The 16,378-nt window shown below is 60.3% G+C and carries 14 protein-coding genes; 2 read left to right on the forward strand and 12 right to left on the reverse strand.

From position 1 onward, the window contains the following. Positions 1-16: 16 nt before the first annotated feature. Positions 17-493, reverse strand: coding sequence for an RrF2 family transcriptional regulator (locus tag BFN67_RS17510; RefSeq protein ID WP_080920824.1), 477 nt, complete (start codon positions 491-493; stop codon positions 17-19). A gap of 126 nt (positions 494-619) precedes the next feature. Beyond that, entirely contained in the window at positions 620-1,156 is a 537-nt protein-coding gene (locus BFN67_RS17515) for a DUF2478 domain-containing protein (RefSeq protein ID WP_080920984.1), read from the reverse strand. 358 nt (positions 1,157-1,514) lie between these two features. Between BFN67_RS17515 and ctaD the strand changes: the two genes are divergently transcribed. Beyond that, the gene (gene ctaD, locus BFN67_RS17520) at positions 1,515-3,110 is read left to right on the forward strand and encodes a cytochrome c oxidase subunit I (RefSeq protein ID WP_080920825.1); all 1,596 of its coding nucleotides are present in this window, start codon (positions 1,515-1,517) and stop codon (positions 3,108-3,110) included. 163 nt (positions 3,111-3,273) lie between these two features. On the opposite strand, the gene BFN67_RS17525 is transcribed toward ctaD, so the two are convergent. The 3 genes from BFN67_RS17525 to BFN67_RS17535 form a co-directional block, all read right to left on the reverse strand. Further along, the gene (locus BFN67_RS17525) at positions 3,274-6,480 is read right to left on the reverse strand and encodes an efflux RND transporter permease subunit (RefSeq protein ID WP_080920826.1); all 3,207 of its coding nucleotides are present in this window, start codon (positions 6,478-6,480) and stop codon (positions 3,274-3,276) included. 132 nt (positions 6,481-6,612) lie between these two features. Further along, complete coding sequence (locus tag BFN67_RS17530) at positions 6,613-7,818, reverse strand: efflux RND transporter periplasmic adaptor subunit (protein WP_080920827.1); 1,206 nt, start codon at positions 7,816-7,818, stop codon at positions 6,613-6,615. Between the two features lie 46 nt (positions 7,819-7,864). Next, the gene (locus BFN67_RS17535; protein ID WP_080920828.1) at positions 7,865-8,668 is read right to left on the reverse strand and encodes an alpha/beta hydrolase; all 804 of its coding nucleotides are present in this window, start codon (positions 8,666-8,668) and stop codon (positions 7,865-7,867) included. A gap of 205 nt (positions 8,669-8,873) precedes the next feature. On the opposite strand from BFN67_RS17535, the gene BFN67_RS17540 reads away from it, so the two are divergent. After that, positions 8,874-9,794 carry a LysR family transcriptional regulator gene (locus BFN67_RS17540; protein WP_080920829.1) on the forward strand — a complete coding sequence of 307 codons (921 nt, stop codon included), beginning with the start codon at positions 8,874-8,876 and terminating at the stop codon, positions 9,792-9,794. Between the two features lie 51 nt (positions 9,795-9,845). Here BFN67_RS17540 and BFN67_RS17545 read toward each other — a convergent pair whose 3' ends face one another. The 7 genes from BFN67_RS17545 to BFN67_RS17575 form a co-directional block, all read right to left on the reverse strand. Continuing rightward, a complete protein-coding gene (locus BFN67_RS17545) occupies positions 9,846-10,793 on the reverse strand; it encodes an ABC transporter permease (RefSeq protein WP_080920830.1) in 948 nt (315 codons plus the stop codon). 3 nt (positions 10,794-10,796) lie between these two features. Further along, entirely contained in the window at positions 10,797-11,774 is a 978-nt protein-coding gene (locus BFN67_RS17550) for an ABC transporter permease (RefSeq protein ID WP_080920831.1), read from the reverse strand. A 1-nt stretch (position 11,775) separates the two neighbouring features. Then, entirely contained in the window at positions 11,776-13,245 is a 1,470-nt protein-coding gene (locus BFN67_RS17555) for a sugar ABC transporter ATP-binding protein (protein WP_080920832.1), read from the reverse strand. 48 nt (positions 13,246-13,293) lie between these two features. Then, the gene (locus BFN67_RS17560; RefSeq protein ID WP_080920833.1) at positions 13,294-14,310 is read right to left on the reverse strand and encodes an ABC transporter substrate-binding protein; all 1,017 of its coding nucleotides are present in this window, start codon (positions 14,308-14,310) and stop codon (positions 13,294-13,296) included. 118 nt (positions 14,311-14,428) lie between these two features. Continuing rightward, positions 14,429-15,313: an SMP-30/gluconolactonase/LRE family protein gene (locus BFN67_RS17565; RefSeq protein WP_080920985.1), complete on the reverse strand. Its 885-nt coding sequence runs from the start codon at positions 15,311-15,313 to the stop codon at positions 14,429-14,431. Positions 15,314-15,318: 5 nt separating this feature from the next. After that, positions 15,319-15,510: a tautomerase family protein gene (locus BFN67_RS17570; protein ID WP_080920986.1), complete on the reverse strand. Its 192-nt coding sequence runs from the start codon at positions 15,508-15,510 to the stop codon at positions 15,319-15,321. A 120-nt stretch (positions 15,511-15,630) separates the two neighbouring features. Then, positions 15,631-16,374 (reverse strand): response regulator transcription factor, encoded by a 744-nt coding sequence (locus BFN67_RS17575; RefSeq protein ID WP_080920834.1) that lies wholly within the window; start codon positions 16,372-16,374, stop codon positions 15,631-15,633. Positions 16,375-16,378 lie beyond the last annotated feature (4 nt).

A 16,378-nucleotide genomic window follows, 5' to 3' on the forward strand; every position in this document is an offset into this window, starting at 1 on the left:
GCATCGTCACTTGTGTCTATCCCTGGGCGGTTGCTTCGATGAATTCAGGGCCGCGAATCCGGCCGTCGAGCGGAAATGGCTCGCTGAAATCGCCCTCCGTCAGCATCAGGTCGGCCAACGTGTAGCGATCCAGCGTCGCGACGAACGCGTTAAGGGCCTGGTTGAGAACATTGGGCAGCCGGCAGGACCCGGTGATGAGGCATTGGTTGCCTCGGCCAAAACACTCGACCAGTGCGAAATCGGGTTCCGTCTGCCGCACCACCGCGCCGAGATTGATGTTTTCCGGGCGTTCGGCGAGCGTGAAGCCGCCCCTGCGCCCACGCACGCCCTTCAAATAGCCGATCTTGGTCAGGTTATTGACCACTTTCATCAAATGGGCGCGGGAGACGCCGAAATTCTTCGATGTTTCCTCGATCGTAATCAGGCGGTCGCCCGCCGTACCGGCATACATCAACACCCGCAGGGCGTAGTCGGTAAACATCGTCAATCGCATCGGATACCAGCCAGGATCAGGTCACGCTCATAAACCGAACTGCCGGATGAATCTGCCGCGCAAGCTCTTATGGCTATTACTACCAGTCATATGATCGACTGAACATTCATCTTTACGGACGCGGCTCTAATGCTCGGCCTTTTGTAAAGGCAGGTCGACGCGTGAGCGCCACCATTGCCGCAACGCCGCTGCGTCGGCCTCGATGAAAACGGCTTGCGGCGCGAAGGCCCGCAAGGCTTCCAGATGCTTTCCCGACACCGCGGTCAGAACAGGCTTGCCGGCCGCGAGCGCGGCTTCGAACGCCGCAAACAGGCCCTTGCGCATGGCTTCGAGCTTGCCGAATTTGCTCAGCACGACAAGATCGCTGCCCTCAAGTTGGTCGAGCACGAGCGAACACGCCGCTTCGACGCCTCGGGCGTCGAGATGGCAGGACGTTCCCACCGGGGTGCTTTCCAGATAGATCGAACAAAGCGAGCCGGAGACGATGTCGCGCAGGCTTCCGGCGCTGCATGTGCGCTCAGGCAGACCATGCTCTTCGGCAATGACGCCGACGACGCTGACACCCGCCGACCGGCCGTCTGCCGCGACAGCGGCCAGAAGCGCCTGAACGTCTTGCCCGTTGGCTCCCTTGACGACTGCAATAGAACTCGATCCGTCACGCATGTTCATCTCCTGGGGCGGCGGCGAACAAGGATGATCCGCTCCCACTGTTCGATCAAGACCATTTTTCAAATCGGGATGGAATCGATCCACCCCATCAAACTCAAAAGATATATTGCCGGTGCATCTATAGCGCGCTAGGTTATGGGGAGGTTGGATGTCGAGCGCACGGCTCGACCGAGCCAATCGCAGACACGCGGGGACGCACGCCGGCCGAAGCCGGCGTGGCAAAGTCCACACAGATTGTCTTGTGGCCTGACCGGGACATGAGGCCGCCCTCGGCGACGAGGCACGACCCCCTCACCAGACCATTGCGACTGACCCTTCATCCGGCCGGAACCGTGAGCACGGAGGGAATGTCATGTCCGAAGCCGCCAGCATGGAAGTCCATCATCATCCGGCCTTTTTCCGACGCTGGATATGGTCCACCAACCATAAGGACATCGGCACGCTCTACCTGATATTCTCGATCATCGCGGGCATTCTCGGCACCGGGCTTTCGGTGCTGATCCGCATGGAACTTCAGGAACCAGGCCTCCAGATATTCACCGATCCGAGCAGCTACAATGTCGTCGTCAGCGCGCACGGCCTGGTGATGATCTTCTTCGTGCTCATGCCGGCGCTGATCGGCGGCTTCGGCAACTGGATGGTGCCCATCATGATCGGTGCGCCGGACATGGCCTTTCCGCGCATGAACAACGTCTCGTTCTGGCTGCTGGTCTCGGCCTTCATCCTGTTCCTCACATCGCTGTTTGTGCCGGGCGCACCGGGCTCAAACGGCCATAGCGGCGGCTGGACGCTCTATCCGCCCTATTCGACGGTCGGCCAGCCGGGTCCGGCGGTCGATCTCGTCATCCTGTCGATCCATCTGGCGGGAGCATCCTCGATCCTTGGCGCCATCAACTTCATCACCACCATTCTCAACATGCGCGCGCCGGGCATGACCATGCACAAGATGCCGCTCTTCGCATGGTCGATGCTGGTGACGGCCTTCATGCTGCTGTTTTCGCTGCCGGTACTGGCCGGGGCGATCACCATGCTTTTGACCGACCGCAACTTCGGCACCACCTTCTTCGAGCCGGCAGGCGGCGGCGACCCGATCCTCTATCAGCATCTGTTCTGGTTCTTCGGCCATCCGGAAGTCTACATCATGATCCTGCCGGGCTTTGGCATCGTCAGCCATGTGATTTCCACCTTCTCCAAGAAGCCGATCTTCGGCTATCTGGGCATGGCCTATGCCATGGTGGCCATCGCCGTCATCGGTTTCGTCGTGTGGGCGCACCACATGTTCACCACCGGCATTTCGGTGGACACGCAACGCTATTTCGCCTTCGCCTCGATGGTCATCGCCGTGCCGACAGGCGTCAAGGTGTTCTCATGGCTGGCGACCATGTGGGGCGGCTCCATCACCTTCAAGACGCCCATGCTGTGGGCCGCCGGCTTCGTGCTTCTGTTCACCATCGGCGGCGTCACCGGCGTCCAGCTCGCCAATCCGAGCATCGACCGGCTGTTCCAGGACACCTATTACGTCATCGCGCACTTCCACTATGTGCTGTCGCTGGGCGCCGCTTTCGCCATCTTCGCCGGCTTCTACTACTGGTTCCCGAAAATGACCGGCTACATGTACAGCGAAACACTGGGAAAGCTGCATTTCTGGCTGATGTTCATCGGCGTCAATCTGGTGTTCTTCCCGCAACATTTTCTCGGGCTGGCCGGCATGCCGCGCCGCTATGCGGACTATCCGGACGCCTTCGCGGGCTGGAATTTCGTCTCCTCGATCGGCTCCTACATCTCCACTTTGGGGATGCTGGTGTTCTTCATCATGATTGTCGAGGCCTTCGCCAGGAAGCGCGTCGCCGGTGACAATCCGTGGGGTGAAGGCGCGACCACGCTGGAGTGGATACTGTCTTCGCCGCCGCCCTATCACCAATTCGAGCGCCTGCCGCGGATACGCTAGAAAATCCGCCGGACGGTCAAGGCCCTGCCATCCTTAGCAGGGCCTTGACTGTCTTGGAATCGTGCTTGAACTCGTTGTGGCGGCGCTGTTGCATTGGGAGCAGGCCGAGTGCACCGTTCTCGCAGTGGGTGCTGACCGTGCAGATCCCGGATGCGGCCTTGGATCACACGGTTTGGTGGTCGGATTCCATTCGACCATCCGCAATTGGCGTGATCGTCACGGCCCCCGCATGCTTGAGCGGCCGGCGCCCGCCCAAATGCCGGATGGCGACATAGAAGACCGGCGTCAAGAAGATGCCGAATGCCGTGACGCCGATCATTCCCGCGAAGACCGCGACACCCATTGCTGAGCGCATTTCCGCCCCAGCTCCGGTTGACGTGACGAGCGGCACCACGCCCATAATGAACGCCATTGAAGTCATCAGGATAGGCCGAAGCCTTAGCCGACTTGCTTCGATCGCGGCCTCTTTTGGCGTTTTTCCCGCAAGTTCGAGCTCGCGCGCGAATTCCACGATCAATATGGCGTTCTTTGCGGAAAGGCCAACGAGCACCATAAAGCCGATCTGCGTGAAGATGTTGTTATCTCCATGAGTAAGCCAGACGCCGGTCAGGGCGGCCAGAAGTCCCATCGGAACGATCAGGATGATCGCGATCGGAAGGGCGAGGCTTTCATATTGGGCGGCCAAGACCAGGAAGACCAGTAATATGGCGAGCGGAAAAATAATCGCCCCCGAATGCCCGGCGATGATCTGCTGGTAGGTGAGGTCCGTCCATTCGAACGCGACTCCCTTCGGCAGGGTCTGCGCCGCGATGCGCTCCACAGCCGCCTGCGCCTCGCCGGATGAATAACCCGGAGCCGGGCCGCCATTGATGTCGGCCGACAGGAAGCCATTGTATCGCACGACGCGCTCCGGCCCCGTGGCCGGCTCGACCTTCAGTAACGCCGATAGCGGCACCATCTCCCCGGATTTCGAGCGCACCTCCAGCCGACCGATATCATCGGCATGACTGCGATAGGAGGCATCCGCCTGGACCCGCACGGAATAGGTTCGTCCAAACCGGTTGAAATCATTCACGTAGAGCGAACCAAGATAGATCTGGAGCGTGTTGAAAATATCGGTTACCGAAACACCAAGCTGATGCGCCCTGGTGCGGTCGAGATCGGCGAAGAGCTGCGGTACGTTAATTTGGTAGCTCGAGAAAAGCCCTGCCAATTCCGGCGCCTGATAGGCTTTGGCGAGGAATGCCTTCGTCGCGTCGTCAAGCGCCCTATAGCCCAGTCCGGCGCGGTCCTCGATCTGAAGCTTGAAGCCACCGATCGTGCCAAGGCCCTGGACAGGCGGCGGCGGGAACATGGCAATGAAAGCGTCGCGGATCCCGGCATATTGTGTGTTTAGTGCTTGCGCGATCGCCCCGCTGGAGAGCTCCGCACCCTCCCGCTGCTCGAACGGCTTCAGCGTCACGAAAACGATGCCCGCATTGGAGCTGTTGGTGAAACCGTTGATCGACAGGCCTGGAAAGGCGATTGTATTCTCCACCCCCGGCTGCTTGAGTGCGATGTCGCTCATCTGGCGGATCACGCTCTCCGTGCGGTCGAGGGTCGCTCCATCCGGAAGCTGCGCAAAACCAACGAGATACTGCTTGTCTTGTGCCGGCACAAAGCCGCCGGGAACCGTTTTGAACATTGCAAAAGTTGCTGCCGCAAGAAGAAGATAGACCCCCATCACAAGCGTCTTGCGCGAAACAAGGCGCCCGACAGCCCCGCCATAGGCCGCCGAACTGCGTGTGAAGAAGCGGTTGAAGCCCTGGAAGAACCGTCCGAACACAAAGTCCATCGCGCGGGTAACTCGGTCCTTCGGTGCATTGTGCGATGGTAGCAGCAAGGCTGCCAGCGCTGGCGAGAGCGTAAGCGAATTGAAGGCGGAGATCACCGTCGAGATCGCTATCGTGAGGGCGAACTGCTGGTAAAACTCCCCGCTCAGACCTGTGATGAAAGCAAGCGGAACAAAAACCGCAACCAATACCAGGGCAATTGCGACGATCGGCCCGGAGACTTCGCGCATAGCCTGATAAGTCGCTTCGCGCGGTGTCAGGCCCTCTTCGATGTTGCGCTCTACATTCTCCACCACGACGATGGCGTCATCGACGACGATGCCGATCGCCAGCACCAGACCGAACAGACTGAGTGCATTGATCGAAAAGCCAAGCAGATACATCGCCGCGAAGGTACCGATCACCGATACAGGTACTGCGATGAGCGGAATTATCGAGGCGCGCCATGTCTGCAGGAACAGGATGACCACGAGCACGACCAATACGATCGCTTCGAGCAGCGTATGGACCACGGCGTCGATAGAGGCACGCACGAACTGCGTTGTATCATAGACAATCTGGTATTTTACGCCCTCCGGCATGGATTGTTGGAGTTCGTCCATCACGTTGCGTACGGCGTCGGAGATTTCGATGGCGTTGGATCCCGGTGCCTGGAAGATCGGAATGGCGACCGCCGGCTTGTTGGCAAGCAGAGACCGCAGTGAGTAGTCCGCCGCGCCAAGCTCGACGCGGGCGACGTCTCGCAGACGCGTAATGGCGCCCCCCTCGCTTGTCTTTACAATGATGTCGCCGAACTCATCCGCGGTCTCGAGCCGCCCTTGGGCGTTGACCGAAAGCTGCAGGTTCAGGCCGTCCTCGCCAGGCGAAGCACCGATGATACCCGCCGCTGCCTGGACATTCTGTTCGCGGATTGCAGTGACGACATCACTCGCGGAAAGCTGCCGCTCGGCAAGCTTTTCAGGATCAAGCCACACGCGCATGGAATAATCGCCAGAGCCGAACACCTGCACATCACCGACGCCGTCGATCCTTGCCAATCTGTCCTTGACATTGAGGACGGCGTAGTTGCGAAGATAGGTGACGTCGTAGCGGCCCTGCGGCGAGAGCAGATGGACGACCATCATCAGGTCCGGCGAACTCTTGACCGTGGTGATGCCGAGAGTGCGTACTTCCTCAGGAAGCCTCGCCTCGGCCTGAGATACGCGGTTCTGGACGAGTTGCTGCGCCTTATCCGGATCAGTGCCGAGTTTGAAAGTGACCGTCAGCGTCATTTGACCGTCGGTGGTCGCCTGACTGGACATGTAGAGCATGTCCTCGACGCCGTTGATCGCCTCCTCGATCGGCATGGCGACCGTTTCGGCTATCACTTTGGGATTGGCGCCTGGATACTGCGCACGCACAACGATCGATGGCGGCACGACTTCAGGATATTCAGAGATCGGCAATGACCGAAGGCCGAGGATCCCTGCCACCAGTATCAGGACAGAAAGGACACCGGCGAAGATCGGCCGGTCTATGAAAAACCTGGAAATATTCATCTCACGTCCCCCTTCGGGCGTGTAAATCTGGCTTCAAGGATCGATCGCTGCCGATGAATGTGTCGACCGCGACTGCATGTTGATGTTTTCGACTGACCAGGCACGTCGACCGGTAGTACCAGTAGCCGACCACTAGAATCCGGCAGCGGATGCCTGCTCTACAGGGCCTGTCGGCAAGGGCTGCGGATCGATGAAGGCGCCTGAGCGCACGCGCTGCAGACCGTCGACGACGACGCGCTCACCCGGCTTCAGACCACTCGCAACAATGCGCAGGCCATTGACCCAATCGCCGAGTTCGACTTGGCGGTAACTGAGTTGATTGTTTTTGCCCACCACCAGGACGAACCTCTTGTCCTGGTCGGCTCCAATCGCCTTCTCGCTGATGAGGAGCTGCGGCTGCGGCTTGGGCTGCCCGATGCGCACCCGCACGAACTGCCCCGGAATCAAGAGAGCGTCGGGATTATCGAAAGCCGCCCTGACCTGAACCGTGCCGCTTCCCGTATCGACCCTGTTGTTGACAAACTGAAGGTGACCGTGAATCGGCCCGCCGGCCGCACCTGCCGCCTCAATCTCGACGGGAATGCGTCCGATAGGCCGCATTCCGTCATCGCCAGACGGTAGCCCGCCCAAAGCCCGACCGAGTACCTGTTCGCTGACATCGAAGCTCGCATAGATCGGATCGGTGGAGACAAGTGTCGTTAGTACCGGCGATCCGGCACCCGCGGTGACCAGATTACCGACCGTGATCTGCCGCTTGCCGACACGCCCCGAGATCGGCGCGCGGATTTCCGTGTAGCCAAGATCAAGCTGTGCTGATTGCAAGGCCGCTTCGGCCGAACGCAAGGCGGCATCTGCCTCGTGATAAGCGCTACGCCGCTGATCGAGGGCACTTTGCGAGACCGTTCGACTTTCGATGAGCTTGCGCCCCCGCTCGAGTTCAAGCTTTGTCAGTTCGACGCGTGCCTGAGCCGCCGAAACCTGAGCCTGGGCCTCGGCAACTGCCGCTTCATAGGGAGCCGGATCGATCTTGACGAGCAGATCGCCCTTCTTCACCAGCGCTCCCTCACGGAAATTGACGGCCAGAATTGCCCCGGCGACTCGCGAGCGCAGGTCGACGCGGTCGACGGCTTCAAGCCGCCCCGAAAACTCCTGCCACGTGGTCACGTCTTGCGGCTTGAGGGTCACGACCGAGACCGGAACTGCCGGTGCCGGCGCGGCTGCCGCCGGTCCGGCCTTTGCATCGCTGGCACGGTCCATGATGATCGAGACTGCGGCGACAGAGACGACAAGTCCCAGTCCGGCGCCCATGAGGAGCCGGCGAGTGATGATAGATTCCATTGCTTTTGTCCTTTACGGCTCGAAGCCGACCAGAGAAGTTTACCGGCTAGTGAGACAACGCCCCCACTTCGTGAAAGAACGCGGCGAACTCGCCGCATACGGTCTCCTCCCAGTCCCGCTTTACATCTGTGCAATCCGCATAACTGGCTGGCCAGCCGGTTCGGCTAGTCAGGATATGTTGGCGCACAGCCACCCCTGCCTCCCGCAGGCGTCTTGCGTAATCGAGGCTTTCGTCATGCATCGGGTCGTCTTGTGCGGTGATGACCAGTGCCGGCGCAACACCGGCGAGACGCTGGCAATAAGCGGGCGCCGCGTAGGGATGGCAGGCCCTGGCGGACGAGCCCAGATAGCGATTCCAGCCTTCTGCCCACCGGCACTGATCCGAAAATGTCTCCTCACGGAATGATACGGTCGCCATGTATGGATCGAGCATCGGCGACAGCAAAATCTGCCCCTGTAGCGCGCTCGGCAACTGGTCCCTTGCCATTAAAGCCAGACCCGCCGCCAGATTGCCGCCGGCTTCTTCTCCGGCAACCAGGAGAAATGACTTCCGACCTGCGAGCTTTGCACATCGCTGGCGCAACGACGTCAAAACGGCGAACGCGAAGCGCAGCGCAGAAGGAAAAGGTTTTTCGTTCGCCACTGTGTAGTCGGCTGAAACAACGATTGCACCGGCGCGAGCCAACTGAAAGGCGATCCGTTCTCCACCGGCGAGTGAACCGCCAAGGAAACGTCCCCCATGCAGGTGCAGGACAAGCGGCGGTGCGGGGTGCGCACCAGAGCATTTATAGATTCGAACCGGTACCGGGCCGGCCGCGTCACAGTCGAGGATTTCCTCTCGCCAGTTCATTTTCCTGTTCGCCCATCCTGGCATTCACATCGGCACTTCGCCACCCGGACGTCCGTATCGCACAAGCCACCTGACAACTGCATGTCAGGTATCCGGCAAGACGCCGTACTGTTAAGCTAGATGGTATTGTTCTTGCCTGGGAAAAGATGGACAAAACGGAGAACACTGTTCATAATCATGAACAATCAATCATCTGAGAACTTTCATGGATCAACTTGCTGCGATGCGGGCCTTCGTCAGAGTTGTCGAAGCCGGGAATTTCACGCGGGCTTCAGACACACTTTCGACGCCCAAGGCCACTGTCACCAAACTCATCCAAAACCTGGAGGCGCATCTTCGCTCCAAGCTGCTGAATCGCACCACTCGTCGCGTTCTGGTGACTCCGGACGGGGCGCTCTATTACGAACGTGCCATACGAGTTCTTGCCGACATTGATGAACTCGACAGCAGCATGGCCTCGTCAGGAACGTTGCCACGAGGCAAGCTGCGCGTTGAAATGCCAGGAGCGCTTGCCAGCATGATCGTTGTTCCTGCGCTCTGCGGCTTCCATGAAGCCTATCCGGATATCAGCATCGACCTCGGCGTTTCCGACCGGCAGAACGACATTCTCGCCGAGAACGTCGACTGTGCGGTACGGGTTGGCGAACTGTCGGACCAATCACTTATCGCCCGAAGGATTTCTTCGATGCGCATGGTCACCTGCGCCGCGTCGTCCTATCTGAAGAAGTTCGGGGAACCCCGTCATCCTCGCGATCTGCAGGAACGTCATCACATTGTCAGTTATTTCCGGCCGCAGAACGGGAGCCAGGTTCCATTCATCTTTTGCCGCGACGGTGAGCGGATCGAAGTCGTCCGCAACTGCATCGTCTCTGTCGATGAGGCACTGACCTACGTTTCCGCGATTAAGGCCGGACTCGGTCTCGCGCAAGCCCCGCTCTTCATGGTCCGTGATGCCATGAAGACAGGGGCTCTCGACCCGGTCCTGATTGAATGGGATCCTGATCCGCTGCCGATCCATGTCGTATATCCACCGAACCGGCATCTCAGCAACAGGCTCCGGGTCTTCGTTGACTGGGCAGCAAATCTCTTCGCCAACTCTGGGATCGATCGACCATTGACGACTTAACACCCGCGCGATCGACTGGCGAAGGTTTACTACATTAGTTGGAACTAATTTTCAGCGTTCCGTACGCGGCCCACCGGCGGCGGTAATCACACCGACGATGATCAAGCCGGTGAGCACGAGGCGCACGCCAACACTGAAGCCGAACGTGTTGAGCATGGTGAGTAATAGCACGAGAAAGAGTGCCGCGCCCCATACGCCAGGGACATTGGCCTTGCCACCGGCAACCGATGTTCCGCCGATGACAACGACGGCGATCGAAGCCAACAGATATTCGTTGCCGATATCGACATTGGCGCCACGAAAATAGGCGGCGAGCAAGGCACCGTCGAGGCCGCCTAGTGTGCCGCACAACGCATAGGTTATGAAGCTTGTGCGGTGCACCTTCACCCCTGCGAGCTTTGCCGCCCTCATGTTCTGCCCGATGGCGAGCACCGAACGTCCATAGACCGTGCGGTTGAGCGCTATCGCAGCTGCAATTGCCAGCACGATTCCCAATATCGCCAGGACCGGAATGCCGAAATATCTGAGATTGGCGAAATCCGCGAAGCCGGGCGGCGGCTTGATCTGCAGGCCGCGTCCGTAGCTGATGTCGATCGACTGGATGATGAAGGCCGCCGAGAGCGTCGCGATGATCGGCGGGATGCGCAGCGCCCGGATCAGGAGATAGTTGGCCGTGCCGACGGCGAAGCCGCTGGCGAGAGCAGCCATCAGCCCGATGGCCAGCATGCTGTCGCTGCCGTCCATGACTTTCATCGCGACCGCGCTCGCCAGGCCGATATTGGCGGGCAGAGACAGGTCGATATTGCCAGGCCCGAGCGTGATGACGAACATCTGGCCGATGCCGACGATCACCATGAAGACGGCCAGCGCCAAAGCTGCTGTTATCATGCCGCCTCCGCCATGGCCGCCGGTAAAGGCCACCGTCGCTGCCCAGACTATGAATGCTCCCACGAACGACCAGATCCATGGTTTTGCCAGAAGTGCTCGAGCCCGCTCCATCGTTCAAGCCTCCCTGCGGCTGATCAGGACACGGGCTGCCAGTACGATGATGAGGATGGCGCCATTGGCGGCCACTTGCCAATCGGGCGGAACGCGCATGAAGGTCAGAAGCGGCGAGGCGGCGAGTGCCAGTGTAAGCGCGCCGATCACCGCGCCGACCGGCGAGACGCGCCCGCCCATGAATTCGCCGCCGCCGAGGATGACGCCGGCAATCGCCAGGAGCGTGTAGCCATTGCCGATATTGGCATCGGCGGATGTCGTAATGCCGATGAGAGTCATGCCGGAAAGCACACCGAACACGCCGGCCATTCCAAAAAGCACCATCTTGGTCCGAAGCAGCGACCAGCCTGCGCGGCCAATGGCTGCCGGGTTGCCGCCCGACCCCCGCAGCACTGCTCCGTAAGATGTCCGCATCAACCCGAAATGGACGACTGCGGCGATGAGCAGGGCGGCTATGATCGGAAAGGGTACGAAGGGTGGCTTGAAACCGGTAATGGCCATCAGCCAGTCCGGCGCCTTGCCTCCGGGTTTGGGAAGGACGAGGATGGCGAGACCCTGCCAGACGAAACTCATGCCGAGCGTCACCACGATGGAAGGCAGATTGCGCAGGTAAATGAGTGCGCCGAGTAATGCATAGACAGCAATGGAGCCGAGCAGGACAGCGATGCCGAGCAAAGGCGCGTCACGCAGCCAGGTTGCGGTGACGCAGCCGACAAAGCCGACGAATGTGCCGATGGAAAGGTCGAGTTCATTGCCTGTGATGACGAACATTTGTGCGATGGTCGCCAGCGCGATCGGGATCGCCAGGTTGAGCATCAGGCTGAAGCCGAAATAGCTGATGGCGCGTGGATTGAGCCAGGCGATCGCGAGAAGGACGAGCGCCAGCGAAAGCGCCGGAAGGAGCACGCGTAGGAGCCGCGTCCGGCGCGCCGTCTCGCGAGCCGAGTAATTCGCCGCATTGGCAGGCGGGAGCGCCGGCATATCAGACCGCCTCGTCGAAGGAGGACTGGATCACCTTTTCCTCGGTGAGTTCGTCCCGGCTGAGATTGGCGACGATGCGGCCGCCGTGGAAAACGTAGACGTGGTCGCAGTTGTCGAGTTCTTCCGTCTCGGTCGTGTACCAGAGGAAGGTGCGGCCGCTATCTGCTTCCTCGCGGATGAGGTCGTAGACGTCGAGCTTGGTGCCGATGTCAACGCCGCGCATCGGGTCATCCATGAGAATGATCCTGGCGTCCGAGCCAAGTGCTCGCGCAAACAGCGCCTTCTGCTGGTTCCCGCCAGAAAGCGACAGAATATTGTTGTTCATGTCCGGCGTGCGGATCTTGATCCTCTCCTGCCAGCGGGAGGCAAGCTCCGCTTCCCGCCGCGACGAGATAAGCATGCCACGCACCATCCGTTCGATCGAACGGATACCGATATTCCGGGCGATCGACCATTGTGGGAAGATGCCATCGGACTGACGGTCGCCGGCGACGAGCGCAAGCGGTGCCGTCACCTCGATGCCGGACCGGCTGCCGCCGGCCGCTTCGAATATTGCCAGCAAGAGGTCCGTTTGTCCGTTTCCGGCGAGGCCGGCGAGGCCGATGATTTCGCCGGAACGGGCGACGAGTTGCATGTCGTCTCGCTGGCGCGCTGGCCGTGCCTTGACGCAAATCGGACCGATTTCCCTTGTTCCTTTCGCCGCTTCGGCGGCGACTTTTTCCCGCGCCGCTGCACCGCCCATCGAGGTGACCAGCTTGTCCCGGTCGAACACGGCGGCACGATCCGCCGCGACGACCTTGCCGTCGCGCATGACGACAATGCGGTCGGCATTGCCGAGCACTTCGCCGAGGAGGTGCGAGATCAGGATGCAACTCTTGCCGCTGCCAACGAAGCGGCGCACGAAATCGAGCAGTTGCCCGGCCGTATGCGAGTCCAGCGATGAGGTCGGTTCGTCCAGAATGACGAGGTCCAGTGGCGCGTCGGTCACTGTGAATGCGCGTGCGACCTCCACCATCTGACGTCGGCCGATCGACAGGTCGCCGACGATATCGGAGGGATCGATGCTATGGCCGGGGAAAATCTCGTCGAGCTTCTGTGCGATAAGTGCTGCGGCCTTGCGCTGCCAGCCGATGCCTTTGAGCGACGGGTGATTAATGCGCGTGTTTTCCGCCACGCTGAGATTCGGGCAAAGCGACAATTCCTGGAACACGCAGCGTATGCCGAGTGCCAGCGCGCGGCTGACCGAGTATCTGTCTTCCACCGATCCGCTTATCGAAATCGTGCCCGCACCGGTAGCCAGCGTTCCGGTGAGGATATTCATCAGCGTGGATTTGCCTGCGCCGTTATGGCCGACAAGGCCCACGCACTCGCCGGCGAAGATATTGAGATCAACCCCGTCGAGCGCCCGGACGGCGCCGAAATGCTTTTCGACGCCCTCCAGCTTCACCAATATCGTGCGCGCGTCAACCATCGCTCACGATAGCCGACAGATCAAGCCGCCCACAAAGAGTGCGGCCCCTCACTTCATGTTGTCCTTGATGGCCGTCAGCGCATCTTCCTGGGTATACTCGTGGGAAGCGACGCCGCCCTTCGGGATATCGGGCAGGGCAGCTTCGAAATTGTCCTGGTCGAAGGACAGATACGGCACGATCAGATCATGCGGAATGTCATCGTGGCCGTCGAGCGCGAGTTGTGCGACCCAGAAGGCGAGCGTTGAGACGCCGGGAGCGATCGAGGCCGACCAGGTCACATACCCATCCTTATCCTTCTGCTCCTTCCACCACTGTAACTCGTCCTGGCGGTTGCCCATGATGATGGTCGGGCGGGGCTTGCCTGCAGCGGCGAATGCCTGCGCCGCGCCGTAGCCGTCGCCGCCCTGGTCAACAACCCCGACAATCTCGGGAAGTGAGGGGAGGATGGTTGCGACGGCCTTCTGCGCCGTCGTCTGGTCCCAGTCGCCGGTCACCGAGCCAACGATCTTGAATTGCGGATGCGCCTTCACGCCTTCCTCGATGCCCTTGTGGATCGCGTCGTCGATCGAAGTGCCGGCCAGGCCGCGGATCTCGAGTAGATTGCCGCCTTCAGGCAGGAGTTTGGCCATGCGTTCGACTTCTTCCTTGCCCATCTTCTCGTAGTCGACAACGACACGATAGGCGCAGGGTTCCGTGACGATGCCGTCGAAGGAGACGACGACGATGCCGGCATCGCATGCCTGCTTGATGGCGCCGTTCAGTGCGTCCGGGGAGGCGGCGTTGATGACGATTGCGTCATAACCCTGCAGGATGAGGTTCTGGACCTGCGCGGCCTGAGTGGGCACTTCCTTGTCCGCCGTCGTGAAGACGTCCGCAGCGGCCACGATCCCGTCCGCGACAGCTTTGTTGGCCACCTTTTCGTAGCTTTTCAGCATCGACTGCCGCCAGGAATTGCCGGCATAATTGTTGGAGAAGGCGATCTTTTTGTCGCTTGTGTCGGCGAATGCGGTTCCTGACGCAAGCAGGACTGCAAGCGCACTCAAGGCCAATATTTTTTTCTTCATTTCCGTTACCTCCCGTTGGTCGTTGCGGCCGCCTTCAGCCGTAGGCGTACCGTTTCCCCGTGCCTGCGCACCCTGTTCCGTCGCTGAACCAGCGACGGTTCCAAACCGGACCTCCGGCTCAGAACAGTCTCAACCCCGGCACGCGCACGCGTTGCCGGTATAGAGATGTCGACGCGGTGATATAAAGGCTTCGCAGATCGTCATCCCCAAAAGTGAAATTGGCGGCCTGTTCGGGCGTCGATATTATACCCAGGAAATCCGCCGACGGATTGAAGACGTGGATGCCGCCGGGACCACAGCAATAGAGATTGCCGCGGCTGTCGATCTTCATACCGTCGGGCGCCCCCGGCTCTTTTCCTTTCGTTTCCGCCCAGACGGCGCCGCCAGTGAGCTTGCCGCCGGGCGCAACGTTGAAAACGCGTATATGCTGGCGTTCCGTGTCGTTGATGAAGAGTCGCGAGGCGTCGAGCGAGAAGCAAAGGCCGTTCGGCTGGGCGAAATCGTCCACCAGAAGCACCAGACCGCCGCCGTCCACTTCCATCTTATAGACGCCCTGGAAGGCGAGGTCCTGCTCGCGCGGAACGCCGTAGAATTCCATTCGTCCATAGGTCGGGTCGGTAAAATAGATTGAACCGTTGGCAGCGACGACGATGTCGTTGGGGCTATTCAGTTCCTTGCCGTCATGATGGGTGGCAAGTACGGCGATACTACCGTCGGCCTCTGTCCGCGTTACCCGGCTCGTCGCGTGTTCACAGGTCAGGAGCCGGCCCCGGCGATCAAGCGTGTTGCCGTTTGCCTTGTTGCTCGGTTCGCGAAAAATCTCGATTTTGCCGTCCGGTCCGCGCCGGTGCATGCGGTTTCCTGCCATGTCGCTGAAGATCAGCCACTTCTCGTATGGATGCCAGATCGGCCCCTCTATAAAACTGAATCCCGAGGCGAGCGTCTCCAGCGCCAATTCACCGACGACATCGCCAAAATCCGCATCGCGATACTTTTGCGCCATGGCATTCAACTCGCCGGCTTCTCGACAGTCGTCCCGCCGACATACCAGTCGGGCGCAGTCACATCCTCAAAGACAACCCATACGGCTTCCTTGGGAAGCTCGGCGACTTCGCTGACGGCTTCGGTGACGCGCCGGGCGATCTCATCCTTGCGCTGTTGCGAATGGCCCTTCAATATCCGTATATTGACGAACGGCATCGGCATTCTCCCGGATTTTTATTCTTGTTGATCCCGGAAGCTAAACGCGCGCAGCGCGACTCGATAGGGGTATAAGCGCATTGCCGACTGTGCTTTCGCACACTTCCTTGGCATGGCCGGTCAGTCGTCATCGGAGCGATGCCCATCGTTCCCGATCCAGGCTCCGAGGCGTTGCTGCTCTCGCCTGAGTGCGTCGACATTGATGAGGCCGCGCGCCAGCGCCAAATAGATGGCGCGGGTGCGCGAGTTGAAGAGGGATGCGACATCCGCTCCGTCTTCGCACGCTGCGATGCCGAGTTTCTCGTAGAGATGGCGTATGCGAGCCTGCGCGCCTCGCGTCGAGAGACCACGACGCATTGCGATGGCCTTGTCGGTCAGGCCCAGCGCGACGTCGATAAGACTTTCGTACTCGCCGTCGGTTATGCCTTCGAGCCGGTTCTGCACCCGGTTCTGGATGCCTCGCACCTCGCGGTCGATGATGCAGTGACCTTCGCCGAAGACACCGCGCAGGGCAGAGCGCATGCCTTCCTCGGTGGCGGATTTGAGGACATAGCCGTAGACCGAACCGGGCGGCACGATCCGCGCCACGCCGCGAACATAGGATTCGTCGGCGAAATTGGACCAGAACAGAATGTGGGTCTCGGCGTGCTGTCCCCATATAGAACGGGCTACGTCAATTCCCGTCGCCTTCGGAAGTTGCAGATCGAGCACGACAAAAGGCGGCTGCCGCCGGCCAGCGACCTCGATCGCCTCCTCGCCGTCGCCAGCCTCGATCACCTCTACCTCGCCCGGCCAGATGCGCTCGATCGTTGAGCGCGCGAAGGCGCGATGCAGCCCGTCGTCCTCGGCGATCATGACCAGCATCAAG

Origin of the sequence: Manganibacter manganicus (assembly GCF_002075885.1) — a bacterium.
In the GTDB taxonomy this organism is placed as follows: domain Bacteria; phylum Pseudomonadota; class Alphaproteobacteria; order Rhizobiales; family Rhizobiaceae; genus Mesorhizobium; species Mesorhizobium manganicum.